Source organism: Ohtaekwangia sp., from assembly GCF_036786105.1.
Taxonomy (GTDB): Bacteria; Bacteroidota; Bacteroidia; order Cytophagales; family Cyclobacteriaceae; genus Ohtaekwangia.
The window spans coordinates 1-26,368 of record NZ_DAIQRQ010000007.1; the positions used below are offsets into that span (position 1 = coordinate 1).

17 protein-coding genes are annotated in these 26,368 nt (G+C 46.5%); 13 read left to right on the forward strand and 4 right to left on the reverse strand.

The window, feature by feature from the left end; all coding sequences use genetic code 11:
* The first annotated feature begins 145 nt into the window (after positions 1 to 145).
* Positions 146 to 1,045 (forward strand): aldo/keto reductase, encoded by a 900-nt coding sequence (locus V7Q33_RS05290; RefSeq protein ID WP_331980526.1) that lies wholly within the window; start codon positions 146 to 148, stop codon positions 1,043 to 1,045.
* A gap of 45 nt (positions 1,046 to 1,090) precedes the next feature.
* Here the strand turns inward: V7Q33_RS05290 and V7Q33_RS05295 are convergent, their stop codons facing one another.
* The gene (locus V7Q33_RS05295; RefSeq protein ID WP_333819131.1) at positions 1,091 to 2,257 is read right to left on the reverse strand and encodes a sensor histidine kinase; all 1,167 of its coding nucleotides are present in this window, start codon (positions 2,255 to 2,257) and stop codon (positions 1,091 to 1,093) included.
* Between the two features lie 26 nt (positions 2,258 to 2,283).
* Between V7Q33_RS05295 and V7Q33_RS05300 the strand changes: the two genes are divergently transcribed.
* Complete coding sequence (locus V7Q33_RS05300; RefSeq protein WP_333819132.1) at positions 2,284 to 2,505, forward strand: hypothetical protein; 222 nt, start codon at positions 2,284 to 2,286, stop codon at positions 2,503 to 2,505.
* Here V7Q33_RS05300 and V7Q33_RS05305 read toward each other — a convergent pair.
* Complete coding sequence (locus V7Q33_RS05305) at positions 2,502 to 2,699, reverse strand: cold-shock protein (RefSeq protein ID WP_079690413.1); 198 nt, start codon at positions 2,697 to 2,699, stop codon at positions 2,502 to 2,504. The genes V7Q33_RS05300 and V7Q33_RS05305 overlap by 4 nt on opposite strands.
* 212 nt (positions 2,700 to 2,911) lie before the next feature.
* Here V7Q33_RS05305 and V7Q33_RS05310 point away from each other — a divergent pair, with 212 nt between their 5' ends.
* On the forward strand, positions 2,912 to 4,180 hold the full coding sequence (locus V7Q33_RS05310; RefSeq protein WP_333819134.1) for a DEAD/DEAH box helicase: 1,269 nt from the start codon (positions 2,912 to 2,914) through the stop codon (positions 4,178 to 4,180).
* Positions 4,181 to 4,309: 129 nt separating this feature from the next.
* Here V7Q33_RS05310 and V7Q33_RS05315 read toward each other — a convergent pair whose 3' ends face one another.
* Together V7Q33_RS05315 and V7Q33_RS05320 are read right to left on the reverse strand one after the other, a co-directional pair.
* A complete protein-coding gene (locus tag V7Q33_RS05315) occupies positions 4,310 to 7,144 on the reverse strand; it encodes a PD-(D/E)XK nuclease family protein (protein ID WP_333819135.1) in 2,835 nt (944 codons plus the stop codon).
* A complete protein-coding gene (locus V7Q33_RS05320; protein ID WP_333819136.1) occupies positions 7,141 to 10,353 on the reverse strand; it encodes a UvrD-helicase domain-containing protein in 3,213 nt (1,070 codons plus the stop codon). The genes V7Q33_RS05315 and V7Q33_RS05320 overlap by 4 nt, the downstream gene beginning before the upstream one ends.
* Before the next feature lie 157 nt (positions 10,354 to 10,510).
* Between V7Q33_RS05320 and V7Q33_RS05325 the strand changes: the two genes are divergently transcribed.
* The 10 genes from V7Q33_RS05325 to V7Q33_RS05370 form a co-directional block, all read left to right on the forward strand.
* On the forward strand, positions 10,511 to 12,802 hold the full coding sequence (locus V7Q33_RS05325) for a patatin-like phospholipase family protein (RefSeq protein ID WP_331980539.1): 2,292 nt from the start codon (positions 10,511 to 10,513) through the stop codon (positions 12,800 to 12,802).
* Positions 12,803 to 12,814: 12 nt separating this feature from the next.
* The gene (locus V7Q33_RS05330) at positions 12,815 to 13,438 is read left to right on the forward strand and encodes a Crp/Fnr family transcriptional regulator (RefSeq protein ID WP_331980541.1); all 624 of its coding nucleotides are present in this window, start codon (positions 12,815 to 12,817) and stop codon (positions 13,436 to 13,438) included.
* A 145-nt stretch (positions 13,439 to 13,583) separates the two neighbouring features.
* Complete coding sequence (locus V7Q33_RS05335; RefSeq protein ID WP_333819137.1) at positions 13,584 to 14,900, forward strand: TolC family protein; 1,317 nt, start codon at positions 13,584 to 13,586, stop codon at positions 14,898 to 14,900.
* 10 nt (positions 14,901 to 14,910) lie between these two features.
* The gene (locus V7Q33_RS05340; RefSeq protein WP_331980545.1) at positions 14,911 to 15,996 is read left to right on the forward strand and encodes an efflux RND transporter periplasmic adaptor subunit; all 1,086 of its coding nucleotides are present in this window, start codon (positions 14,911 to 14,913) and stop codon (positions 15,994 to 15,996) included.
* Between the two features lie 34 nt (positions 15,997 to 16,030).
* Positions 16,031 to 19,219: an efflux RND transporter permease subunit gene (locus V7Q33_RS05345; RefSeq protein WP_333819138.1), complete on the forward strand. Its 3,189-nt coding sequence runs from the start codon at positions 16,031 to 16,033 to the stop codon at positions 19,217 to 19,219.
* Positions 19,220 to 19,252: 33 nt separating this feature from the next.
* Positions 19,253 to 19,450 carry a YgaP family membrane protein gene (locus tag V7Q33_RS05350; protein ID WP_333819139.1) on the forward strand — a complete coding sequence of 66 codons (198 nt, stop codon included), beginning with the start codon at positions 19,253 to 19,255 and terminating at the stop codon, positions 19,448 to 19,450.
* A 66-nt stretch (positions 19,451 to 19,516) separates the two neighbouring features.
* Entirely contained in the window at positions 19,517 to 21,439 is a 1,923-nt protein-coding gene (locus V7Q33_RS05355; protein ID WP_333819140.1) for an AAA domain-containing protein, read from the forward strand.
* Between the two features lie 91 nt (positions 21,440 to 21,530).
* Entirely contained in the window at positions 21,531 to 22,199 is a 669-nt protein-coding gene (locus V7Q33_RS05360) for a uracil-DNA glycosylase family protein (RefSeq protein WP_333819141.1), read from the forward strand.
* A 291-nt stretch (positions 22,200 to 22,490) separates the two neighbouring features.
* The gene (locus V7Q33_RS05365; protein ID WP_333819142.1) at positions 22,491 to 24,860 is read left to right on the forward strand and encodes an ABC transporter permease; all 2,370 of its coding nucleotides are present in this window, start codon (positions 22,491 to 22,493) and stop codon (positions 24,858 to 24,860) included.
* A 109-nt stretch (positions 24,861 to 24,969) separates the two neighbouring features.
* Positions 24,970 to 26,368 (forward strand): ABC transporter permease (locus V7Q33_RS05370; protein ID WP_333819143.1); only part of this gene is annotated, 1,399 nt, incomplete at its 3' end.

Sequence of the window (26,368 nt, forward strand, 5' to 3'; positions counted from 1 at the left end):
TCTGTATGTATCTGCGAAATTCTGTGAGTTCTGTGGGAAATAAAACTGTATTTCATCGGCGAATATTGGCGATTTCTGCGGGAGACAGCTATTTTTTTTATTGCATATAAATACGATACTTGTAATACTAACCGAATGATACTTTATGCAAAAAATTTATCTCAGTGATGCCGGACCGAAAGTTTCTCCTGCCGTTTATGGCTTTTACCGTTGGGATTCAGAAGCGGAGAACAATGCTGCATCGATGGAAAAGATTGTAAACCTCTGTCTTGAGCTGGATATCAACACGTTCGACCATGCCGATATCTATGGATCGTCTCGCTGCGAGGAATTATTTGGTCAGGTTATCAGCCAGAAATCGTTTAAGCGCGAAGACCTCGTGCTCTTTACCAAGTGCGGACTACGTGTGCCTCATGCTGCCGACAGCAGTGTGCGGGTAAAGCATTACGATACCTCAGCACAGCACATCACCAGGAGTGTAGAAAATTCTCTGAAGAGACTTCGCACAGACTATATCGATATATTTCTGCTCGACCATCTCGATCCGATCTCCAACCTGGAAGAGACGGCCATTGCACTTGAGAAACTTAAAAAATCAGGGAAGGTCAACAATATAGGTGTAGCGAACTTCTCGGTATTTCAACACCAGTTGCTGGCGTCATACCTTCATACGCCGATTGTAACGCATCATCTTGAATTTAACCTGTTGAATACGGCTGCACTCGATAACGGTCAACTCGACTATATCAAGCAGCGCTATATGCGCCCGCTGGTATCGGCACCAGTTGCCAGTGGCCGAATTGCTACCGGCACAGACGAACAGGCCGTACGCGTGCGCAGGAAACTTCAGGAAGCAGCTGCGAAATACGGTGTTGATATAGAGTCCGTGGCAGTAGCATGGCTGATCAAACTGGGAGCTCTCCCATTGATCGGTACACGCGATGAACAACGCATTCGTAATATTGCAAACGCCTTCAATATTCAACTTGATCACCAGGATTGGTATGAATTATATACCGCCTCTCGCGGTGAAATCCAGGAGTAATCAATTGTTTACAACAAATATCAATGCAGTCTCTAGGCTGCATTTTTATTTTACTTCGCTGTGTTCTGTTGGTAAATAGATATGAAATGTAGCACCAGCACCTTCCTTCCCTTCTGCCTGAATAATGCCCTTGTGATTTTCAACAATGCGCTTGCAGATGGCGAGCCCGATGCCGGACCCGCTATACTCACGCGGGCTGTGGAGTCGCTGAAACGCTTCGAATATTTTCAATTTATATTCTTCATCAAACCCGATCCCGTTATCAGCAAATGAAATGTGATGGAATGTTTGTGTAAAGTCTCCCACGTATCCGGGGATGGCATCTGCGCCAACAATCTCTGCACGTATTGTAATGTGCGGAGGTATATCTTTCCGGGTAAATTTCAAAGCATTAGACAGCAGGTTTGTGAACAGCTGCTCAAACTGGAACACCACTATATTTAGCACGGGCAGTTTATCGGACTCAATCACGGCATGTTTTTCTTGAATGGTTTCTTCCAGGTCTTTCATCACATCGGCCAGTATCTTGTTCAGGTCGGTGGGTGTAAACGATACCTCTTGTGTACTGGTGCGTGAATATGTTAACAGATCATCGATCAGCGTTTGCATGTGAGAGGCCGTGGAGATAATGCGTTCGATATACTCGTTGCCTTTTCCGGACAAATTATTTTTTTCAGTTTCCTGTATGCGGGCAATGAATGATCGTATCTTCCTCAAGGGAGCCTGCAGGTCGTGGCTTGCGGCATACGCGAATGACGACAACTCCTGATTCATACGCTCCAGGTCTGCATTCTTCTCAGCGAGTTTGGTCTCTGCTTCTTTTCGTTCAGTAAGATCACGCGTTACTTTGGTGAAGCCTATCACGCGGCCATCGTCACTATGAAGAGCGGTGAGGATAATGCTTCCCCAAAACAAACTGCCGTCTTTGCGCACACGCCAGCCTTCATAGGCGGCACGTCCGTTTACTTCTGCTTCATGAATCAGCCGCTCGGGTAATTTTTCGCGTCTGTCACTTTCAAGGTAGAAAATATGCAGGCTTTTGCCGATCGCTTCCTGCGCTGTATATCCTTTCAGCGCTTCAGCGCCTTTATTCCAATTTATAATAATTCCGTTGGTATCGAGCAGAATAATAGCATAATCCTGTATTTCAGCAATCATTCTCTCGAGGTATATATCCTGCACGTAGTTGAGTGTAGCTGCTTTTTGCGCCATGACAGAGATTAGAGATAGATTAAAATATGAAAAAAAACGTTGGCATGAAAAGCCGACCTGTGTATTCATTGGAACGGGAGAAGGCAAACGGGCAAATGGCTGCCAGGAACACTTTCCAGGTAGCAGGAACATGCAACAAGCGGAATGCGCGTAAAAGACTGTGCCAGGCAGTTGCTTCCATGCACAATACTAAACGAAAAAGCCAGGCGATGAACCTGGCTTTAACGTATACGGTGATTCTGTTTTAGTTTGCTAACCGAACGTTAACGGCATTAACGCCTTTTTTGCCTTGCTGAAGCTCGAACGTCACCACATCGTTTTGACGGATTGAGTCAACAAGCAGTCCGGAAATATGTACAAAATAATCTTGTCCCGTTGCTGTTTCCTTGATAAAACCAAATCCTTTGGCTTCATTGAAAAATTTTACTGTTCCTTCTTTCATTGAAATTAAAAATAATCGATACAAAGGTAAGAGATAAATTCAGTTACCATACACCTTTTGGGGTGCCGAACAGGAATTAAACGACAAAGTATCGAACTAATTGCTTAATTTTGCGCTTCTTTCTAAGACTTCCCTTAAAAATTAGTTGCCAGATAGCTTCAGAAAGGGCAAAAAGCCTTCTGCGCCCCGTGCAAATACGATAATTATTAACAATGACATTTGAAAATCTGAATCTTATAGAGCCGTTGTTGCGTGCTCTCAAATCCGAAGGATACACCCAGCCCACACCCATCCAGGCGCAAGCCATTCCGGTTCTGCTACAGCGAAAAGATTTATTAGGCTGTGCACAGACCGGTACAGGTAAAACAGCAGCCTTCGCGTTACCCATCCTGCAGTTACTACATACCGATGAGCTGTATGTGAAAGGCCCTGCAGGCATAAAGGCCCTGATCCTCACGCCAACCCGCGAACTTGCTGTGCAAATAGGTGAAAGCTTTGCGGCGTATGGTAAACACCTGCGATTATCGCATACGGTTATTTTTGGAGGTGTATCGCAACGTAACCAAACCGATGCCCTGAAAGCGGGTGTCGATATATTAATTGCTACCCCAGGACGATTGCTGGATCTGATGGATCAGCGTTTTGTGAAGCTTCAAAACCTCAAAATGCTGGTGCTCGATGAGGCTGACCGTATGCTCGACATGGGCTTTATACATGATGTGAAGAAAGTGATCGCGCGCATTCCTGCGAAACGTCAAACGATATTCTTCTCGGCCACCATGCCGCCTGAGATCGCTTCGCTTGCCAATACCATTCTTACCAATCCGGTAAAAGTAGAGGTAACGCCTGTTTCCTCTACCGCCAACACCATAAAGCAGTCGGTATACTTTGTAGAGAAGAACAACAAACGCAAGCTGCTCAACCTGTTGTTACAGGATAAATCCATCAGCACGGCCCTGGTATTTACGCGCACCAAGCATGGAGCCGATCGGGTAGCCCGGCAGTTAAATGATGCCGGCATTCGCGCAGAAGCCATCCACGGTAACAAATCGCAGGGAGCCAGACAGCGTGCCCTTACGAATTTCAAATCGCGTACTATTCGTGTATTGGTAGCCACAGATATTGCGGCCCGTGGTATAGATGTGGAAGAATTGACCCATGTTATAAACTTCGAGCTTCCCAATGTTCCTGAAACGTATGTGCACCGCATTGGCCGCACGGGGCGCGCGGGTGCCAACGGAATCTCTATATCGTTCTGCGATGAAGAAGAAAAGGAATTTCTAACCGATATTCAGAAACTGATCGGTAAGAAAATACCGGTAGTGCAAGATCATCCCTATCCGCTGCAACGAGCCGGCATGCCTCAGCCGGTTGTCACAAACCGCCAGAACCCCAGTCGTACACCATCACAACGCCCCGGCAACGCAGCCCCCGCCGGCGATAAGCCGAAAAAGAAGAAGAAGTGGTATGGGAAAAGATAGTGAAAGATAGTGTTGGAGTGTTTAAGTGTTGATGTGTTGGAGTTTCTCTCCTGAACTATAGTAGGTGAATTAATATTATTTAGTTTACCTCAACTTCAACACTTCAATACCCAACACTTCAACACACTCTCAACGTGCGCATATCTCCCGATAATCACAATACGCGCAAACCTTCAGGTCTTCCGTTTGATCGAAGGGTTGTGTGGGGTTGAAGAGTTCGTGGAGGAGGGTGTGCAGGTGCTGCTCAAATTCCGGTAAGAGAGCCGTTACATCATCCAGGCGATGTTTGCCTAAATACAGGCCATACTCAAAATCATCTTTGAAAATTTCTTTCCGATTGATAAGTCCGGGTTGAATCTTGATCCGGTTAAGCTCACCGCTGTTGCGCTGCGCATATACCCAGGCATAAAGCATGGCTTGAAAAGCAGCTTTGTTACGCTTCAGGTCGCGCTTGAAGAGTGAAGCTATATCTTCAAATTTATTTTCGTCCTTACCGGTTTTATAGTCAACAATACGGACGGTGTTTTCTTTTCGATCAACACGGTCTATCAATCCTCCCAGAATGATGGTAAGTTGTTGCTCACGCTGCGTTACCTGTATAGGGGTAATGAAGTTACGGCTTTCGAGTAGCTCAATGGTAAAAGGAGCATTCGCTTTATCGTGCGACAATACTTTCAATGCAAACTTCTTTACCATTTCCTTTACTACCAGCTGGCGGCCATCGTATTCAAATTTTTTGGTATCGGGCAAATGAAAATGATCGCGGAACGCCAGTTCTATGAGGCGATCGAGCTTGGTGCCCACCTTCTCGAAATGTGCTTCATTTACCGTCCATGCTCCCGCAGGTGGTTTCACATCCTGGTAGAACAATTCCATTACTTTATGAAATATATTTCCAAAGATGCGGGCATCGGCTTCTTCTTCTACTTCATCGGGCTCGCGTATTTCAAGTAAATGTTTGAAGTAAAATTTTAACCGGCACTCCAGGTATGTATTGAGTGTAGAGGGCGTAAGCGCTTTGCCAAAGTAACGTTCCAGTTTTTCGAGTACATCTGTTTTCTTATCGATGGTGATCGGGTTGGCTTCATGCACCTGCACCGGGTTATATAGAATTTTGCGCTCATACGGCCAGTGCGTTTCATAGATAAGCTGGTATAGATAGCGGCTCATTTCACCGGTGCCGAGCACATCGGGTTCGGTGTTATAGTATAGATCGATTTTCTCTGCGCGCTGCAACAACCGGTAGAACAGGTAAGCATACATAGCATCCTGGTGTTCTGACGTAGGAAGCTGATACGCCTTGCGGATGTTGTGCGGTATATAAGAACCCTGTCGAGGAGCCGCGGGCCACAGACCTTCGTTCAGTGAAAGGACAATGACGTGGTCAAAGTCCAGGTTACGCGTTTCCAGCACACCCATAATCTGCAAACCTTTCAGCGGCTCACCGGTGAAGGGTACCTTCTCTGCGCGCACTATCTGGCGAAACATACGCTGTTGCATGCGCAGTTCCATCGGTTCACTGGCAGTGAGCTCTTGCACGCGGGCGAGAATGCGATGAAAGTGAAATGCAAATTCTTTCTCCATCAATCCACCTGCACTGGAATCGGTTGCCAGTTGCTCTACTACATGAATAAGATAGGAAAGAAAACTTTCTGAAGGCACCAGTTGAAATATAGTTTCCAGCAGATCGTGTTTCTTCTCAAAGAAATCAGGCGATATATGTACCTGGTTATTTTTCTGAATAAATGTGCGCCACTGTGCTGCATCTTCTCCCACACGTGCCTTGAGGTAGGGATGATTGAGCAACGCCAGCACATGCCGGTAGTAAAATTCACCTTTGCGCACGTGCTGGTGAAGATCAAACAGGAAATCGATCAATGAATAAAACGGCGTACTCACCAGGGGAAAACCCATGGTAACGTTGATGGACTGCAGCGCAGGCGGCAAGGCATAGAGCACCGGCAACAGCATATTCTCATCGGGCAATACAATTACCGTGCGTTCGTCTGCACCGCTGGCGGCCAGTGCCCGTACCGTTGCTTCCAGTTGTTGAGCGAGTAATTTTGGCTGCCCGGCTTTCTGCGGAACACCGAGAATAGTGATCTTCTTATCCTGCCCAAGATATACCGAAGGCTCAGGATTGAACGTGCGACCCAGCACGCTATGTTTTCTGTACTGGCGAAAGAAAGTACCTGCTTCACGATGCGGCTCGTTTACATAGAAAGCATCTTCATCCCACACGATGCTGGCATGGTGATGCTCTACAAACCACGTCATGATTTTTTCTTCGGCAGCGGTAAGCGCGTTGAAACCTGCAAATATATACTTCATGGAAGATGCAGTCTTTTTACCGGCGGGCATCAGCTTGTCTATATTCTCAGCTACGTGGCGGTGAATCATGCCTGAATAGGCAATCTTCTCTTCCATTAAATGCTCACGAAACGCGATATATACCGGGTAAAGACTTTGCCACAGCTCCAGAAATTTCTGTTTACTGGCCGATGAACTAAAGTCGATGGTTTGCCAGAAGGCAATCAAAAATTCTTTTTGTTCTTCGGTGAGGTAATCGAAATATTGATCGAGTTCTTTTTGATTGCTCAGGTCTTTAAACAAACCGGCTGCAGGCACCAGGTATTTATCCAGCTCATCAAAATCGCGGAGCAGCATTTCTCCCCAGAAGTAAAAATGATCAAGGTTTTCTTCCGAATGGGTAACGCGTTTAAATACCCGGTATAGCGCTACGACCAGCGAAAGTTTATCAGCTTCTTTCAGGTCGGAGAACGACCCTATAAATTCTTCAATGCTTACGATGGCGGGCGACCATCGCGGTGTATCGAGATTTTCGGCCAGTGCTTTCTTAAAATATAGTGAAGCTCTTCGGTTCGGGAAGATCACAGTAAGATTATCCCAATCTGTATGTTGCTGGCGTATGGTATCGGCTATTTCCTGTATAAATGTTCTCATACTGCTTTACACTCCCGCTCGTTTACATATACCAGAAATCCTTTTACTTCGCTTACGCCCATGGTTTGTAGTATGGCTATATATTCTTTAATCTGTTGTTCGTCTTCCTGTTTGGGGGCACCGGTTTTATAGTCGATCAGCCACGCGCGGTTATCAAGTATAGCCATGCGATCTATTCTGCGTTCGCCACCCGGCACAAGCAACGAAGCTTCGCGTTTGAGTGATGCTTCCGGAGAAAATGCGTCTTGCAGTTTGGGATGCGTAACGATCCATTGCACCGACTCTTCAATCTGTGCACGCTCATCATGCTGGATCATTCCTTCCTTCACCGCTTGCTCCAGGGTAATGGCTACATCCGCTGCGGTTTTTATCCGTGCCATCAGCGCATGCAGAAATATACCATAGTTGATTTTCTTGCGCTTTGCCGTTTGCTCGAAGAACTCTTTGCCACGCGTTCGTATCTGCAGTCGCTCGCGCCACGGGGTAATTGAGTAACTTTTCAACACCAGCGATTCTTCCGTTTTGCCTGCTATATTTTCTGGATCAATGGCGCCTATCGTCAGGGCTTTCTTTTCAGCACTCCAGTACGGCAGCAACGTATCGCTGCTTTCTATGGCTCGCATGGTAAGCTTGCCTACGTGATTTATAGATCCTGATTTGGCGAGTGGCGATAGTGCGATCAGTCCATGTTCGGCACGGGTAAACGCTACATACAGCAGGTTGAGATTGTCGAGGTATATGCGCTTGCGTTCTTCGGTATAATAATCTTTAAAGGTTGTGTTCTCCAGCTTGCTGCTATATTTCAAAGGCAGATATCCTATATCTTTAAACAACGGCTCGTCTGAGCGGCACCAGAGTATAGGCGATTTCATGGGAGGGTGATTGAGCTCCCAATGCAGGAACGGAATAACGACATACCGGAACTGCAATCCTTTAGACTTATGTATGGTAATGATCTGTGCAGCATCTACACCTCCCGCTACCTGTATGGATTTTTTATGTTTATTCTCTTCCCACCATTGTAAAAATGAAGCGAGATCGCTTTTCTCGCGCATGCCAAATTCCAGCACCACATCCTGGAATGCCTGCAGGTATGCGATCTCCGTAGAGAGCTTGCCGAGATTAAAGATATGAATGAGATTTTCTACCAGTTCCACCAGGGGCAGCGCTGCCAGTACATCCTCCTGCGCAGTAAACGGAGGAGGCACGAGCCTGGCAAAGTCTTTTGTTTTACTCCGCGAAAATAGTTGGTGAAGATTCGGGAACGCTTGCTGCGGCCACAGCTTTTGATACTCGTACGACAGCTGTGCACGGGCAATGAGATTGCGCGGATCTTCCAGCAGGCGCATGGCATTGATTAACACCACTACGGAAGCTGACTGATCAAGGCGAAGCGATTCATTGGAGACAACATCGTATTTATACCCCGGCTTTGCCTCTGGCGATGACCGATACTGCATAAAGTATTGCGCGATCATTTGCCCTTCACTGTTGTCGCGCACCAGGAAGGCTATATCCCGCAGGGCTATACCGTTGGCTTGTAATTCTTCCAGTTGTCGCGGCAGTTGTTCAAGGGCAAGGTCTTCAAATTTTACTGCAGACTTATCGGCTGTGTCACCGTTCGCTGGTAAAGATGCTTCTGCACTATCAATAAACTGAATGGAAATATAGCCTTTGTCAGGATGGCGGAATAACTTCTGAGCAGCATCCTGGTAAGATTCCTGCGGAAAGGTAGTGCCCGTTTCTTTACCGATAATCGCAGCGGCAGCGTCAAACAAGGCGTTGTTAAATGTTACTACATTGCCGGCACTGCGGTAGTTGGTATCCAGCGGAAAGATATCGATCATCGGTATACCTATATCTTCCTTTACTTTCTCCTGTAATATATTCAGATCGCCACCGCGCCAGCGATAAATAGATTGTTTGATGTCGCCAACAATAAGGCTCCTGTAATTTTGAGATATACCGTTCTTAACCAGCGGTAATAAATTCTTCCACTGAAAACCCGATGTATCCTGAAACTCATCAATAAGAAAGTGACGATAGAACGATCCTACTTTTTCATAAATAAATGAAGTATCCTGGTCTTGCATAACCCCGCGCAAAAACTGGGGAGCGTCAGACAACAACATCAGGTTGTTCTCGCGGAGGTACTCGCGCAACGTCTTCGATATATCTGAAAGCAACCCAAATACATACAGGTTGCGCAATGCCTGTTCTGCCGAGTAATACGATACCTGTTGCTGTTCAATAAATTCTACCAGTGTTGCCAGTTCCGAACGCCATTGTTGCTCGGCCTTCGATACAATCAGTGCTGCATGGCTGTTCTTGGGTGCAGGCCACTCCGTGGAATCGTTGAGCATGTTCATCACCCGCATGCCCGGAAGTTTGATTTCTTCTTCGAGGCCGGCTATATACGAATATATACTTCCGCTCTTGCCATACTTGAAATCGGTAATGGAAAGATTATGTGCATGAAAATCTTTCAGCAGGTTGCGTGAAGTTTGCTGCACCTGGCTCTCGAACTGTTTTACTACCTGCTGCAGTTTTATACGAACGCTTTTGAAGAACTCTTTGTTCTCCGTGATGCGCAGCACCTGGTCTTCAATGGCCTTGAACTCTTCCTTGAAAATCTCTTTCGAAAAATCGAGGAGGGCCGAGCGTATATCCCAGTCTTTACCTTCTACCAATCGCTCCAGCGAAAATTCCAGCACCCATCCACGCAGTTCTTCGTCATCCGAAAGATTATCCATTACCTGGTCGATTACTTCTTCCAGCACCAGGTCGTTGTCTACTTCGAGACGAAAATTACCCAACAGATTAGTCTCGCGGGTAAAGGAGCGTATCACACGTTGAAAGAATGCATCGATCGTGCTGACCGAGAACTGCGAGTAGTGATGAAGAATAAGCGAGAGCACCTCACGGCTGCGATCGGCAAACTGTTTCGGCGTAAAGCTTCGGCCTTCCGCCTGGAAGTCGTTCATGATCTCTGTAGCAAGATCTTCGCTCTTTCCGCGAACAAAGTCATCCAGGTAGCGGATGATGCGATCTTTCATTTCCTGTGTACTCTTGTTGGTGAACGTCATCGCCAGGATGTAGCGAAAATATTCCGGGTAGCGCAGGGCGAGCTTAAGATATTCTTTAGCCAACGTGCGTGTCTTGCCAGAGCCGGCAGACGATCGGTAAATGTGAAAAACTTTTTCGGTCACAGGCCCGAAGTAAACTCAATCAACCGAAGAAAAAAAATATAAAACCACGTGTAACTCCGGAAAAGTAACCGGTAAAATTGAAACTTAAACTTTAATTTACAGCCGTGTTTAAATCAAAAGACTCCTCAAAAAACACTATCTTGAATTAAATCTGTCTATGCTGCGCAAGCTTTATTTTATAGGTCCGAAGATCTTCTACTCTTTTCCGGTTCAGCTCCTGTTCAACAACATAAAACGGAATCATGTGCTGATGCTGTGCTGGATTATTCTCTTTGCCATGATCACCGGCAGTTTCGGCAAATACCTGGGTATACCCTATCTCTTTCTCGACCCGGAATATCTGAACAAAGTGAATTTCAGAAGCTTCTTTATTATGGGGCTTGTAACCGCCGGATTTACCACCGCCTTTCACATTACCTGTTATATTGCCGATGGCCACCGGTTCTCATTTGTAGGAACGCTGTCGCGGCCGTTCTCCAAATTTACCATTAACAACAGTGTTATTCCGATACTTTTTCTGGGCACCTACATCTACGAGATCATCGAGTTTCAAACACACAACGAATACAGTACGGCACGCGGACTCGCCTGGAACCTTACCGGTCTTATGACGGGCTATCTTACCATGACGCTTATCTTCTTCGGTTACTTCTGGCTTACCAATAAAGACATTTTCAAATATGTAGTATGCCGCATCGATGAAAAGATTAAACAGAACGTGCAGGTAACGCGCGCCAGTGCAATGAAGAAACTCGACATTGCCCGGAAGAAGCAGATTCGTGTCGATAACTATTTCGATTATAACTTCAAGGTGAAGGAAGTAGAGGAGACAACTTTCTACGACAAGTCAACCATCCTGCAGGTGTTCGATCAAAATCATTTTAACCTGGTCATTATCGAACTGATGATCTTTGTGATTGTGCTGGTGCTCGGCATCTTTAAAGATTATCCCGTATTCCAGCTTCCTGCAGCATCCAGCTTCGTGATCTTTCTTACCATTTTCGTGATGATGGCCGGAGCGTTCTCCTATTGGTTTGGAGGATGGTCTGCCACGGTAGCACTATTGCTTTTTCTCACCCTCAATTACCTGGTGGGCGAAGAGTTTTTCGCGAAGCGTTATGAAGCTTTCGGCCTCGAGTATCAGCGACCCGCGGCTGAATATTCAATCAATGTATTACAGCAGTTAAATGACAGCACGCACATTGAACGCGACAGGCGCGCAACAATGGTGATGCTTGAAAACTGGCGCAGGAAATTTCAAGGCAAAGAAAAACCCAAGATGGTTTTTCTCTGCGCAAGCGGTGGTGGTAAACGTGCAGCGTTATGGACGCTTACTGCGATGCAGGCGGCCGACAGCCTTACGAAGGGCCAGTTGATGGAGAACAGTATACTTATTACCGGTGCATCGGGTGGATTGATTGGTGCCAGTTACTATCGCGAATTGAAACTGCAACAGAAGCTGGGAAAAAATATACATCCCAATGCCATTGTACACCGGCAGAAAATTGCGACCGATAATTTGAATCCGCTTATTTTCAGTTTGATGGCGAATGATCTGTTTGTGGGCTTTACCAAGTTTGAATATGGCGGCAATCTATACTATCGCGATCGTGGCTATACATTTGAAGAACAATTGAATCAAATCACCGAAGAGCTGCTCAACAAACCGATCGAAGCCTACGACAGTGCAGAACAAACGGCTACTATACCGATGATGATTTTAACGCCTACCATCGTAAATGACGGACGCAAGCTATATATAGCGGCACGCCCCGTGTCGTTTATGAACGATGACATGTTGAGCTTTCCACCCCATGCGTTGTCTAAAATCAGCGGTGTAGATTTTCAAACGTTGTTCCAGGATCACAACGGTGCCAACCTGCGCTTTCTCTCAGCCTTGCGCATGAGTGCTACGTTTCCCTATATAACGCCCAATACTACCTTGCCGACTGAACCCGCGATCCGTATTATGGATGCCGGTATATCCGATAACTTTGGTGTGTCAGATGCTGTACGTTTTCTGTTCTCTTTCCGCGAGTGGATTGCCGAAAATACCTCCGGTATTATTTTCGTATCCATCCGCGATTCGCCCAAGCTCGATCCCATCAAACAAAAAACAGGTCAGACCATCGTAGATGATTTTACACAGCCGATCAGCAGTGTATATAACAACTTTGAAAATTTTCAGGATATCAACAGCGATATGCTCATCGGTCATGCAAAATCGTGGTTCAAAGGAAAGATTGATCGTGTAGACCTCCAGTATCAAACGGAGAACTATGTGCCCATCCTGCAAAAGATGGACAGCATCCGGCAGAACAGCTCGCGTGCTTCGCTGAGCTGGCGCCTTACCACACGCGAGAAGTATAATATAGAGTATACTATTAATTCATTTGATAACCAGCAGCAGTTAAAGCGGCTGGCTAATCTTCTTAAAAATCAGGAGTAGTGTAACACAAATATGGAGCTTCAATCGTTATTTCCTTATTTCGATCCGGAACTTACAACGCTGCTGGAGAAAGTAGGCCAGATCGTTGAGTTTGAAGAAGGAGAAATGCTGATGCGCTCCGGGCAATATTTCAAGAACTCGCTACTGATACTGGATGGACGCGTAAAGCTTTATCGCGAGGGTAACGATGGCGAAGAATTCTTTCTATACTATCTTGAAAGAGGGCAGGCCTGTGCCTTGTCGATGATCTGCGCTACTAAAAACGAAACCAGTGTTATCAAGGCGAAAGTCATGACTCCGGTAAAAGCGCTCGCTATACCGATACAGTATATGGATGAGTTGATGCAGCATCATCGTTCATGGTATTATTTTGTGCTGGAAACATACCGCTCGCGTTTTGAAGAACTGCTTGAAGTGCTTGACCAGGTAACGTTTCGCTCGATGGATCAAAAGCTCGAGTTTTATCTGAAGCGACAATTTGATGCTGTGCAGGGCGATAAGATTGCGATAACCCACCAGGAAATTGCCGATGACCTTAATTCATCCAGGGAGGTGATCAGCCGGTTGCTGAAGAAACTGGAATCCTCGAAGAAGATTTCTGTATCGCGTAACGAGCTTACCCGGTTAAGCTTGTAAGCGCAGCCAAACAAGACATGACAGGTGATGGTTCATAACCATCACCTTTTTTATTTATAGCCTTTAGTTAGAAAAAAAGTGAGTGTGACTGCAGTCACAGTACACCTCTGATGTGCCCGGTACTTTTGTTAAAAATTACAGGCACATGAAGAAAGTACGTTGGATGATGCCGGGGTTAGCCATACTGATCTCAACATACATCAGGGCACAGGAAGTACCGCTTACGCTGCACGATGCGGTGGAGGCTACCCTCCGGAATAACAAAGAAATTATACTGTCGGGTTTTGATGAGGAAATTGCACGGGCAAAATATAGGCAGACCGATGCAGTGTTTCTGCCGCAGATAAAGCTGAGCTATACGGGCATGAGCACCAATAACCCGCTGAATGCATTCGGGTTCAAGCTACAACAACAGACCATTGCACCAAGCGACTTTAATCCGGAAACGCTGAACCATCCTGCAGCGACTCAAAATTTTATTACTAAAGCAGAGTGGCAACAACCGCTCATCAACCCTGATCAGTTCTACCGGCGGCAGGCTGCTTTGGAACAGGTGCAGGTATATGTGTTCCGTTCAAAGCGAACCAAAGAATACCTGTCGCTGCAAACCCAGACGGCTTATGCCCAACTATACCTGGCCTGGCAGGCAGCACGCGTCATGGAAGAAGTTTCACGAGCAGTGGATGCTCTATATATCGATACGCACAACCGGATGGAGAAAGGCTACCTGCAAAAATCAGATGTGCTTCACGTACAGGTCGAGCAATCGGCAGCCGCGGCGAGGTTAGCCGAGGCGCGAAGCAATATTCGCAATGTATCCGATCAATTGAGTTTGTTGATGGGAGCATCTGCAGGTATAGTCTATACCGTGGATACGTTGGTGCAGGTAAATATAGTTGCTGATACAGCCTTGCTTGTGCCCGACAATCGTGCTGACTTCCAGGCGATGCAAGCGGCTGTTGTTGCACAGGAAAAAATGATTTGTGCGAGTAAGCTCAACTATATACCGCGCCTCAATGCTTTTGGCGAATACCTCATCAACGATAGACAAGCCCTCGGATTTGGAGCTAATGCTTACCTCGTGGGAGCACAACTGTCATGGACGCTTTTTAATGGCTTGTCTACGCGCTATAAAATTGCCGAGCAACAAGCCGAGCGGAACAAAACCGTGGAACTGCTTTCGTATCAGAAAAGTCAGGCCCAGCAAGGGCTTTACAAAGCTAATCGTCAGTTAAAAGATGCGAGGTTCACCTTGCAGCAAACTGAAATAGCAGCACAGCAGGCGGCTGAAGCCTTGCGCATTCTGCAAAATCGTTATCAGCAGGGATTGGTAACGGTGCGCGATCTTCTGCAGGCGCAAGCCCTGGTGTCGGAGCAAAAGCTCCGCCAGGCACAGGCTATATTTCAATACAACACCACGGTAGCCTATATACAGTTTCTAACATCCACTTCAGAAAAGTAAAATGATTCTTATGAAAATATATACTCATCGCAGCATAACGCTGTTGGTATCGGCCGCTATGTTGTTAGCAGCCTGTTCTCACGAAGAGAAGCAACACACGATAACAGCTGATATACCGGTAAAAGTAACCGTAGCTACAGCCGGTAAAAAAGAAGGAGACGGTATTCGCAGCAGTGGGCAGATAGAAGCAGCAGAAACAGCACTTATTAGCACTCGCGTGATGGGCTACATCGCTGCTATATATGTAACCCCCGGTGATCATGTAGCAGCCGGTCAATTACTCGTTGCCATTAACAATGCTGATATACTGGCAAAGCGAGCGCAGGCACAAGCGATGGTTGACGAAGCAGAAGCAGCGTTGAAAGATGCCCGGAAAGATCACGATCGTTACGTGGAATTGTATAGACAACAAAGTGCATCGGCAAAAGAAGTTGAGAATATGGCGCTCCATCTTCAATCAATACAAGCCAAAACGGAGGCTGCACGGCAGATGCAGCGTGAGGCAGAAGCGATGCTTGCTTATACACAGATTAAAGCACCTTTTGCAGGTGTAATTGTGCAACGAAACCAGGATACCGGAAGCATGGCTAATCCCGGAGCGCCTATATTGGTGCTGGAACAGGCCGGTAAATATCAGGTAACAACTTCCGTGGCCGAAGAAGATATAGATCGCATACGTGAAGGGATGAGCGCATCGGTGACGATCAAGTCTTCCGGACACACGATAATAGGTAAGGTATCAGAGGTAAGCCCGTCTTCTCACATGAATGGAGGTCGTTACCGGATAAAGATCAGTCTCCCGGAAAGCGATAATATATACAGTGGCATGTATGTGCAGGTGTCGATTGTTGATGCAACCGCAAAAGTGCATGCAGGCGAAACGGTGTTGATTCCATCCTCTGCACTGGTGCATAAAGACCAGCTTGCCGGTATATATACCGTGAGTGAGCATACTACCGCCTTGCTTCGCTGGGTGCGGCCGGGCCGTGTGTACGGCGAACAGGTAGAGATACTTTCCGGACTTCGTGCCGATGAAGCCTATATACTATCTGCCGAGGGCCGACTATACAATGGTGTTCCGCTTGTTGTCAAGTAGAATACGTTCAGAAATATAAAATACGATACATTCTATGAAAGAAGGTTTGTCAGGAAATATAGCAAAGGCATTTATACAATCGAAGTTAACGATCCTGCTCATGATTGGGTTTCTGCTCATTGGAGCCTACAGCACGTGGTTGATTCCCCGCGAAGAAGAGCCGCAGATCGCTATACCAATGGCCGATATATTTTTGCGTTATCCCGGGGCATCGCCGGAAGAAGTGGAGACCCGCGTGTCGCGACCGCTGGAAAAAATAGTATCCGGTATAAAAGGAGTGGAATATGTATACTCTACTTCCATGAAAGGACAGGCCATGCTGATTGTGCAGTTTTACGTAGGCGAAGATATAGAACACTCGCTGATAAAACTGTATAACGAGCTGATGAAGAATATGGACAAGATGCCGGCAGGCGTAATGATGCCTTTGGTAAAGACACGCGCTATAGATGACGTTCCGGTGATGGGCCTTACGTTGTGGAGCGAGGAATATAGTGATTATGAGCTTCGTCAATTAGGGGAGGCTGTTACGAATGAAATCCGCAAGATTCCCGATGTTGCTGCGATCAATATTATCGGCGGGCGCAGCCGGCAGGTAAAGGTTATACTGGATAAGGAGAAGATGGCAGCAAGTCATGTAGACCTGTTGTCTATCAGCAATCAGTTGCAGGCAGGCAATGCGCAGGCATCAGACGGATCTATTCTTCGGAAGGATACCGTGTTCGCTATTGAGGCTGGTAGTTTTTTACATACCTCCGGCGATGTGGAGGAGCTTATTATTGGTTCGCACCATGGCAAGCCGGTATACCTCAAACAGGTGGCTACGATAGAAGATGGTGCAGCAACGCCAACAAACTATGTAGTGTATGGTTACGGGCAACGCAATGCAGGAAAAGCTTCGCAGTATAGATCAGAATATCCGGCCGTGACCCTGGCGATTGCAAAGAAGCAAGGCGCAGATGCCATGAATATAGCATCGAAAATTGCAACGCGGGTTGAGCAATTAAAAAAAGAGTTGATCCCTCCGGATGTACAGGTAACCGAAACACGCAGCTATGGACATACCGCATCCGAGAAAGTTTCTGAGTTACTGCTTCACCTGCTCGTAGCCATTGTTGCCGTTACTGCTTTTGTTATGCTGGCCATGGGGTGGCGCGGTGGGCTCGTAGTATTCTTGTCGGTGCCGGCAACTTTTGCTCTTACGCTGTTCAGTTATTATTTTCTCGACTATACCTTGAACCGCATCACCTTGTTTGCATTGGTATTTATTACTGGTATCGTAGTAGACGATTCAATTATTATTGCCGAGAATATGCACCGGCATTTCAAGATGAAGCGATTGCCCTTTTTACAAGCAGCTATCTTTGCCATTAACGAAGTGGGTAACCCAACCATACTTGCAACCTTCACAGTGATTGCTGCTGTGTTGCCGATGGCATTTGTATCGGGAATGATGGGCCCCTATATGAGCCCGATGCCGATTGGTGCATCCATTGCCATGTTGCTGTCGCTGGTGGTGGCGCTTACACTCACGCCTTACTTAGGCTACCTTTTTCTGCGCGGTAAAGATCATCACGATGAGAAGATACATGCGCTGGAAGAGTCGAAGATATACCGGTTGTATAAAGCCTTTATTAATCCCATGCTGGAAACGCGCTGGAAGCGGTGGGCTTTTATGGCAGTAACTGTAGTTATACTGCTGGCGTCTGTATCATTCTTTTATACCCGGTGGGTTGCTGTAAAGATGTTACCATTCGATAACAAGAACGAGTTTCAGGTAGTAATCGACATGCCGGAAGGAACAACACTGGAACGTACGGCAACCGTAACCCGCGAGATAGCACAATATATAGCGAGGCAACCACTCGTAGAAAATTATCAGGCCTATATCGGCACAGCGGGGCCGATCAGTTTTAACGGCCTTGTTCGCCACTACGATCTGCGCACAGGAAACAACGTTGCTGATATACAGGTAAATCTTGTCGATAAGAAAGATCGCAGTGTACAGAGCCATGCGATTGTTAAACAGATGCGCCCGGCTATACAGAAAATGGCGATTAAGTATCTCGCCAATGTAAAACTGGTGGAAGTACCGCCCGGCCCGCCTGTGCTTTCGACTATTGTTGCAGAGATTTACGGACCTGACTATAACGAACAAGTGCGTATTGCCACACAGGTAAGAGAACTGGTAACCAAGACAGAAGGTATTGTAGATGTTGATTGGATGACAGAAGCCGATCAACCCGAATACTCGATCGAGGTTGACAAAGAGAAAGCCATGCTGCAAGGCGTTGCACCCGCCCAAATTGTAGCCACGGTAAACGCAGCCCTCTCGGGTATGCCGGCCGGTGTAGTGCACAGCCCGGTGGCGTTCGACCCGGTAAATATAGTTTTGCAATTCAACGATAGCGATAAATCCGATATACAGAATATAAAGAACTTGTACGTACTCAACAGTCAGGGGCAATCTGTTGCTATTGGCGATCTGGTAGCGGTACGCAAGACCACAAAAGCAAAGAGTATATACCGGAAGAATCAAAGACGCGTGGTATATGTATTGGCCGATTTGGCAGGTGACCTCGAAAGTCCGTTCTATGCCATGATGGAAATTTCTGATAAACTGAAAACGATCCACCTGCCGACCGGCTATACATTGGAAGAATCATTCAACCATCAACCGGAGTCGGAAGATAATTTTATGTTGAAGTGGGATGGTGAATGGCAGATCACCTACGAAGTATTCCGCGATCTTGGTATAGCCTTCGCAGTAGTGATCATCATGATCTATATGTTGATTGTTGGTTGGTTTCAGGACTTTAAAGTACCGGTAGTAATGCTAGCCGCTATACCCCTTTCGTTAATTGGTATAGTAATCGGTCACTGGTTGCTGCACGCGTATTTCACCGCTACATCCATGATCGGATTTATAGCACTGGCTGGTGTTATGGTGCGCAACTCAGTATTGCTGATAGACTTCATCAATATACGACTGGCAGAAGGTATACCGCTGAAGCAAGCCATCATCGAAGCTGGCGCTGTTCGCACCACGCCTATATTGCTTACAGCGGGTGCAGTGGTGCTGGGTGCGGTTATTATACTATTCGATCCCATCTTTCAGGGGCTGGCAATCTCGCTGATGGGCGGAACGATTACTTCCACCTTTTTAACCTTGCTGGTAGTGCCACTGCTGTACTATCGAATGATGCGCCATCAATCCAGATAAATATATACCTCCGAGTTAATAAATCGAAAGATCATGAAAGAGAGAATTGTAAGGGCCGTTGCTGGCACCCTGGTGCTCACCAGTGTTGTGCTTGCTTACCTGGTAAGTTATTATTGGTTGGCACTGGCAGCGTTTGTCGGGTTGAACCTGCTGCAATCTTCCTTCACGCGGTTTTGCCCGCTGGAAATAATCCTCGACAAGGCTGGCATTGGTAAGCAGAAACCCTGTTGACCATTCCTGTAATCTGATTCGCTCCGGCCTGATCGGCAATGCGTATTGTTGTTATATTGCGCCCAAATGAATTCGCGCGAACAACTTCAAAAGACCTTCGAACTGATCAAGCTGGAGCGGCAGGCAGACCTGGAATATTATCGTCAGAAAGTTTTGTTGCGTTCTGTACACGATCGCACCAAAGATGGCACTACATGGTATCCGTTGCGTTTTAACCGCGACTATATCGGTACGGGTGAGCGCCTCATCATTGAAGTGGAGCGCACCAACAACCTGGAGCAGCCGCATGCTTTTCAAAGTGGAAAGTCGGTGAGCGTTTTCTCCAATGCAGAAGGCAAGCCGGAGCGCGATCATGTGAACGGTGTGGTAAATTATGTTCGCGACCATGTGATGCAGATAACGCTGAACAGCGATGATCTGCCCGACTGGATCGAAGACGGACTACTCGGTATAGATGTTATGTTCGATGAGATGACTTATCGCGAAATGGAAGCAGCGTTGAAAGACGTGATCAGCGCGGAAGAAAATCGCGTAGCATTTATGCGGGAATTGCTGTTGGGAAATGAAAAAAGCTCCAAACATATTTCTGAAGATATACCAGCATTACCCGTTGCTGCTCCTTTGAATGCGAGTCAACAGGAAGCCTGGAAGAAAGTATTGCAGACAAATGATGTAGCGTTCGTGCATGGCCCCCCGGGCACAGGCAAGACTACTACACTGGTGCAGGCTATAATTGCCACGGTACAAAGAGAGAAGCAGGTATTGGTGTGCGCACCCAGTAACGCAGCCGTTGATTTGCTGGCCGATAAACTTTCGGAGCAGGGACTTTCTGTATTGCGCATCGGGCACCCGGCCCGTGTTACCGAACAATCACTAAGCAAAACGATGGATGCCCGCATTGCGGCACATAGTAATTATGGCGAGCTGCGCGAGATACGCAAGCGCATGGAGCAGTTGCGTGCGCAGGCATTCAAGTATAAACGAAACTTCGGTCACCATGAACGCGAGCAACGTAGATTGCTCAAGCAGGAAGTAAAGATGATGAAGTCCGATGCTGATATGCTGGAGTTCTACATCATTAATGATCTGTTGCAAAACAGCGATGTGATCTGCAGCACGCTGGTGGGATCATCGCACCCGACATTGCGTGGCAAACGATTCAAAACTGTTTTTATCGATGAAGCCGGGCAAGCGCTTGAGCCTGCGTGCTGGATTCCTATACTCCGCTCGGAGCGTGTTATTTTCGCAGGCGATCACCTGCAGTTGCCGCCTACTATAAAATCCAATGAAGCAGCGCGGGCCGGACTAGCAAGAACGCTCTTCGAGAAAGGTATAGAGAAACATCCGGAGCAATCGTCTATGCTGCAGGTGCAATACCGCATGCACGAGGCGATCATGAAATTTTCATCACAGTATTTTTATAATGACGAACTCATAGCGCATGATTCAGTAAAGCATGCGTTGCTGCGACCGAATCAATCACCGGTAGAATTTATAGACACGGCCGGTGCAGGATTTGCCGAAGAACAGGATAAAGAAACACTGAGTCGCTATAACAAAGAAGAAGCAGATTTACTCATGCGACAAGTGGAACAACTCGTAGAAGAGGTAGGAGCAGAGGAGTGGTTGCAACAGTCCATCACGCTTGGCATCATCACACCCTATAGAGCACAGGTTGATTACCTGCTGAAACTTGCAGAAGGCTCATCGATACTGGAGCCGCTGCATGGACTTATTTCAATCAACACGGTAGATGCTTTTCAGGGACAGGAGCGCGATGTAATTGCCATCAGCTTTGTGCGCAGCAACGATAAAGGTGAGGTGGGGTTCCTTGGTGACATTCGCAGAACGAACGTAGCGATGACGCGTGCCCGCAAGAAATTAATTATGATAGGCGATAGTGCTACACTCGGATCACACCCCTTTTACCTCGATCTGATCGATTATGTGCAACGCAACGAATTTTACAAAAGCAGCTTTGAACTTTAAATAGTCCCACAGACTTCACAGAGTTACACAGAATTTTTTTTCTATGTTTTATCTGTGTAATTCTGTGAGATCTGTGGGAGAAAATGTATTTATGTCTAATGCTGAAAATATACTGAAGTTCTATCGCAGCCTTTCAATAAAAGCAAAGCTGCCGCCAGGTGTAGAGGTGATGAATCCTTACCAGGATGAAACCGCTTATGCGCTCAGTAAAAAATTCTACCAGAAATTTTATAACGACACTCAACCACGAAGCTTCATATTCGGTATAAACCCGGGGCGATTTGGTGGTGGCGTAACCGGAGTACCGTTTACCGATCCGGTAAAGCTGGAACAGATCGGTATACCCAACGATCTCAAAAAGAAAGTAGAGCTCTCTGCTGACTATATATACAGGATGATCAATGCCTATGGCGGCCCTGCCAAATTCTATGGCGACTTTTATATTACAGCGCTAAGTCCGTTGGGTTTTACAAAAGACGGCAAGAATCTGAACTACTACGACCTCCGTGAATTGCAACAAGCGGCAGAGCCTTTTATGTTGCAATGCATTCGTGAGCAACTCGCCTTCGGCGTAAACCGCGAACGCTGTTACTGCCTCGGTGAAGGGAAGAACTTCAATTATCTTTCGTCTATCAACAAAAAACATGGCTTCTTCAAAGAAGTTATACCGCTGGCCCACCCGCGCTTCATTATGCAATACAAGCGCAAACACATCGACACCTATATCCACGATTACCTGCAAAAATTCCAAAAGCCCTGACGCACCTCCTCCCACTTTGAACTTTAAACTTTAAGCTTTTAGCTTATAAAATCGACCGCTACCGGACATCTCCGTTCACATCTGATCGTTTAAAAATACCTTCAGGGCTAATAATAGTTAAGAAACCGCATATTCTGTTCATGGCATTGATCTTGGATTGCTGTTAACCAGCCGGTATCCAGCCCCCCGTTGGACCCGCGTGAGTATATGTATTGTGAATGATGTTCCGTCAGAAATGCCTTGCGCATAAAGTATATTAATAGAGTATGTGTTAATCCCGAAACCCACTATATGTTCAAGAATTATCTCAAAATAGCACTGCGTAATATTCAGCGTAATGCGATCTACTCCGTCATTAACATCACCGGGCTGGCCATTGGTATAGCCTGTACCATCCTGATCCTGTTATGGGTATATGATGAAGTAAGTTATGATCGCTTCCATACCAATTACCGGGAAATACACCAGGCATGGATACATGGATATTACGATGGAACGATTAACTCCTTTACTTCGGTGCCTCAGCCTTTATCTGAAGCTATCAAGCATGCCGACAGCCATGTGAAGTTTACCACGCTATGCGATTGGGGCGGAGAACACCTGCTCACAGTAGGCGAGAACAGCATCATGAAGCAAGGCCATTATGTAGGACCGAACTTCCTGGAGATGTTCAAGTTTCCGTTAGTAAAAGGCGATGCACGTCAGGTGCTCGATGATCCATCGTCTATCGTGCTCACCGAATCGGCAGCGAAAGCGTTGTTTGGTGATAAAGATCCCATCAACCAGATCATTCGCGTTGATAATGCTTCTGAATTGAAAGTGTCGGGTATATTAAAAGATGTACCTAAAAATTCTTCATTTGAATTTGATTGCCTGATGCCGTGGGCATACTATAAGCAATATGCCGGGTGGATAAAAGAAACGGAGAACAGCTGGCAGGAATTTTCTTTCCAGGTATTTGCAGAGCTTGATCCGGGTACTGATGTAGCCAGCGTGAATGAGCATGTACGTGATCTTATCAAAAATAATATCAAGGAAGACAACATGCGCCGTGATGTATTTCTGTACCCGATGAGTCGCTGGCGTTTATATAGTTCGTTCAAAGCAGGCCAGGAAGAAGGCGGCATGATCGATTACGTTCAGAGTTTTGCGGCCGTAGCTATATTTATACTGATTATCGCATGCATCAACTTTATGAACCTGTCTACGGCACGATCTGAACGCAGAGCGCGCGAAGTAGGCGTGCGCAAAAGTGTGGGCTCGCGCAGAAAAGAATTGATCGGCCAGTTTTTGGGAGAATCGTTGCTCATCTCCGGTATTTCGCTGGTGCTGGCCATTGTGATTGTTGAAGTAGCATTACCGTTCTATAACCAACTTGTTGAGAAGAATCTGCAACTTGATTTTACATCGCCCTTTCTGTGGATATTCGTAACAGGGCTGGCCGCTACAACCGGTCTGCTGTCCGGAAGCTACCCGGCATTTTACCTCTCCTCGTTTCAACCGGCTACGGTGTTGAAAGGAAAACTCAATACCGGTAAAGGTGCATCGCTGCCGCGCAAGGTGCTGGTAACATTGCAATTTGGTTTTTCGATCCTGTTGATCATTGGCACACTGGTGATACATCAGCAGATACAACATATTAAAGGCCGTGACCTCGGCTATGATCAGGAACGTCTCGTAACGATTGAAAGCACAGCCGACCTCGACAAAAATTACCGGTCGCTGAAAGGCGAATTACTGAGCACCGGGTTGGCTACATCCGTAACCAAATCACAAAGCCCCATTACTTCAATATGGTCAAATAACTTTGTTGATTGGCCCGGCAAACCTGCCGACCAGCGCGTGTTGTTCTCTACCATGCGAACCGAGTATGACTATACGAAAACAATGGGAATGAAATTGCTGGAGGGGCGCGACTTTTCGGAAGATTTCAAAAGCGATACGGCAGCGGTGCTGGTAAATAAGGCCGCCATCGATGTAATGGGTTTGAAAGAACCGATCGGGACGGAACTAACTATCTGGGGACAGAAGTATACATTGATTGGTATAGTAGACGATGTACTGATGGGAAATGTGTTCCGTGAGATATCGCCCATGTTCGTAGTGCTGCGTCCGGATGCTTCTAACTTTGTAACGGTACGACTGAGCAAGAATAAGCCGATTATGGAAGCGATGAAAGAAGTAGAGGCGATTGTGAAGAAATATAATCCGGCCTATCCGTTTGATTATGCTTTTGCAGACGTGGAATTTAATAAGAAGTTCTCTACGATCAACCTTATCAGCGATCTGTCGAATGTGTTTGCTGTGCTCGCTATATTTGTTACCTGCCTTGGTTTGTTTGGCCTTGCAGCCTTTACAGCCGAGCAGCGCACCAAAGAGATTGGTATACGCAAAGTATTAGGTGCTTCGATGGGAGGTATTGTCGTGTTGATATCCAAAGATTTTTCGCGCCTTATTTTAATTGCATTTTGTATAGCTGCGCCACTGGCCTGGTGGTTTATGGATTGGTTCCTGCAACGGTATCCTTACCGCATCAGTGTTCCACTCTGGATATTGCCCGTGGCCGGTATAGTAGCACTGGTGTTTGCCCTGCTTATTGTAGCCTCTCAGGCTATTAAGGCAGCGCGTGCCAATCCTGCCCGCTCGTTGCGCAGTGAATAAGGTTAAACCGTTATCCGTTACAGGGAAATCGTTATTAGCAGTTCGGATAACGATTAACCTGTAACGGATAACGATTGATGTGTATCAGTTATAAATTAAATCAAACCACATGTTTTCAAACTATTTCAAAATTGCGATTCGCTCATTGGTGAAGTTTAAAGGGTATGCCATGATCAACCTTTTTGGTCTGGCGTTGGGTTTGGCTGTAGGCATTCTCATTATGTTGTATGCGCTGGACGAGTTGTCGTACGATCGCTTTCACGCCAATCGCAATCGCATCTATCGTGTAGAGAGTAATTTTTACGCAATTGCTTCCGGTGAGAAAGACAGTTATCCCACCAATGCCTGGCCAGTAGGAGCTATTCTGAAAAAAGAATTTCCCGAAGTAGAATCGGTGCTCTATGCCAAGAGCGCTTCCTTCCTGCTGTTGAATCATGGTGATAAACATATCCGACAGAAGATACACTTTGTATCGCCCGAGTTTTTGAGCATGTTTTCGTTTCCATTGACAGAGGGGAATCCGGAGAAAGCATTGACAGAGCCGTATACAGCTGTGATCACGCAGTCGCTGGCACAGAAACTCTTTCCGGGTGAAGATGCACTCAACAAGAATATAACATTATCGGATACATTGCAGTTTATGGTTACCGGTGTTATGGCCGATATACCTTCCAACTCGCATATTCAGCTGGACATGGCTATATCTTTTGCCACCTTCCCGCTGTTCGATCCACGCTTTACGTATGATGATGGCTGGGGAAATATTAATATCAACAACTATGTACTGCTGAAGGAAGGAACCGATGTTGAAGCCTTCAAAGCGAAAGCCGCCAATATATATACCGATCGTGCCGGTGCCATGCTCAAGGAATGGGGAGCAGAAGCAAAAGTAATATTCACCCCTATGAATGATATATACCTGCGAACGCACAGCGTAAACCCGATGGGCCCAACAGGGAGCATCGAGCGTATATACCTCGTTTCAGCCATTGCAGCATTTGTAATTCTGCTGGCTTGCATCAACTTTGTAAATCTCACTACAGCCCGCTCGGTATACCGCGCGAAGGAGGTAGGGCTGCGCAAAGTTGTAGGTTCGACACGAACTATACTTGTGCGCCAGTTCCTCGGAGAGTCATTTATACTTACCATGCTGTCGTTACTACTGGCTTTTATCGTTACGGCTGCATTGCTGCCATTCTTTAATATACTGCTGGATAAGAACTATATATTAAGCGCGCTATTCAGACCCGAAGTGCTGCTCGGTATGATAGTGCTGGTGTTGCTGGTTACGGTGCTCTCTGGCTATTATCCTGCATGGATCATGTCGGGTTTGCGCCCTGCCGAAGTATTGAAAGGAAAGATGCAGACCAGTGTGCGCGGTGTGCAACTCAGAAGGGCCCTGGTTGTATTTCAGTTTGTTATTTCATTGGGTCTTGTGCTCGGTACTTTTATCGTAGTGGATCAACTCAGATATATGCAGGAGCAGGAACTTGGTTTTGCCAAAGACG

What these genes read in the sequence shown, in the direction of transcription:
- V7Q33_RS05290 (WP_331980526.1), top strand. Translation starts at nt 146, where the DNA reads ATGCAAAAAATTTATCTCAGTGATGCCGGACCGAAAGTTTCTCCTGCC.
- V7Q33_RS05295 (WP_333819131.1), bottom strand. Translation starts at nt 2,257, where the DNA reads ATGGCGCAAAAAGCAGCTACACTCAACTACGTGCAGGATATATACCTC.
- V7Q33_RS05300 (WP_333819132.1), top strand. Translation starts at nt 2,284, where the DNA reads ATGAAAAAAAACGTTGGCATGAAAAGCCGACCTGTGTATTCATTGGAA.
- V7Q33_RS05305 (WP_079690413.1), bottom strand. Translation starts at nt 2,699, where the DNA reads ATGAAAGAAGGAACAGTAAAATTTTTCAATGAAGCCAAAGGATTTGGT.
- V7Q33_RS05310 (WP_333819134.1), top strand. Translation starts at nt 2,912, where the DNA reads ATGACATTTGAAAATCTGAATCTTATAGAGCCGTTGTTGCGTGCTCTC.
- V7Q33_RS05315 (WP_333819135.1), bottom strand. Translation starts at nt 7,144, where the DNA reads ATGAGAACATTTATACAGGAAATAGCCGATACCATACGCCAGCAACAT.
- V7Q33_RS05325 (WP_331980539.1), top strand. Translation starts at nt 10,511, where the DNA reads ATGCTGCGCAAGCTTTATTTTATAGGTCCGAAGATCTTCTACTCTTTT.
- V7Q33_RS05330 (WP_331980541.1), top strand. Translation starts at nt 12,815, where the DNA reads ATGGAGCTTCAATCGTTATTTCCTTATTTCGATCCGGAACTTACAACG.
- V7Q33_RS05335 (WP_333819137.1), top strand. Translation starts at nt 13,584, where the DNA reads ATGAAGAAAGTACGTTGGATGATGCCGGGGTTAGCCATACTGATCTCA.
- V7Q33_RS05340 (WP_331980545.1), top strand. Translation starts at nt 14,911, where the DNA reads ATGAAAATATATACTCATCGCAGCATAACGCTGTTGGTATCGGCCGCT.
- V7Q33_RS05345 (WP_333819138.1), top strand. Translation starts at nt 16,031, where the DNA reads ATGAAAGAAGGTTTGTCAGGAAATATAGCAAAGGCATTTATACAATCG.
- V7Q33_RS05350 (WP_333819139.1), top strand. Translation starts at nt 19,253, where the DNA reads ATGAAAGAGAGAATTGTAAGGGCCGTTGCTGGCACCCTGGTGCTCACC.
- V7Q33_RS05355 (WP_333819140.1), top strand. Translation starts at nt 19,517, where the DNA reads ATGAATTCGCGCGAACAACTTCAAAAGACCTTCGAACTGATCAAGCTG.
- V7Q33_RS05360 (WP_333819141.1), top strand. Translation starts at nt 21,531, where the DNA reads ATGTCTAATGCTGAAAATATACTGAAGTTCTATCGCAGCCTTTCAATA.
- V7Q33_RS05365 (WP_333819142.1), top strand. Translation starts at nt 22,491, where the DNA reads ATGTTCAAGAATTATCTCAAAATAGCACTGCGTAATATTCAGCGTAAT.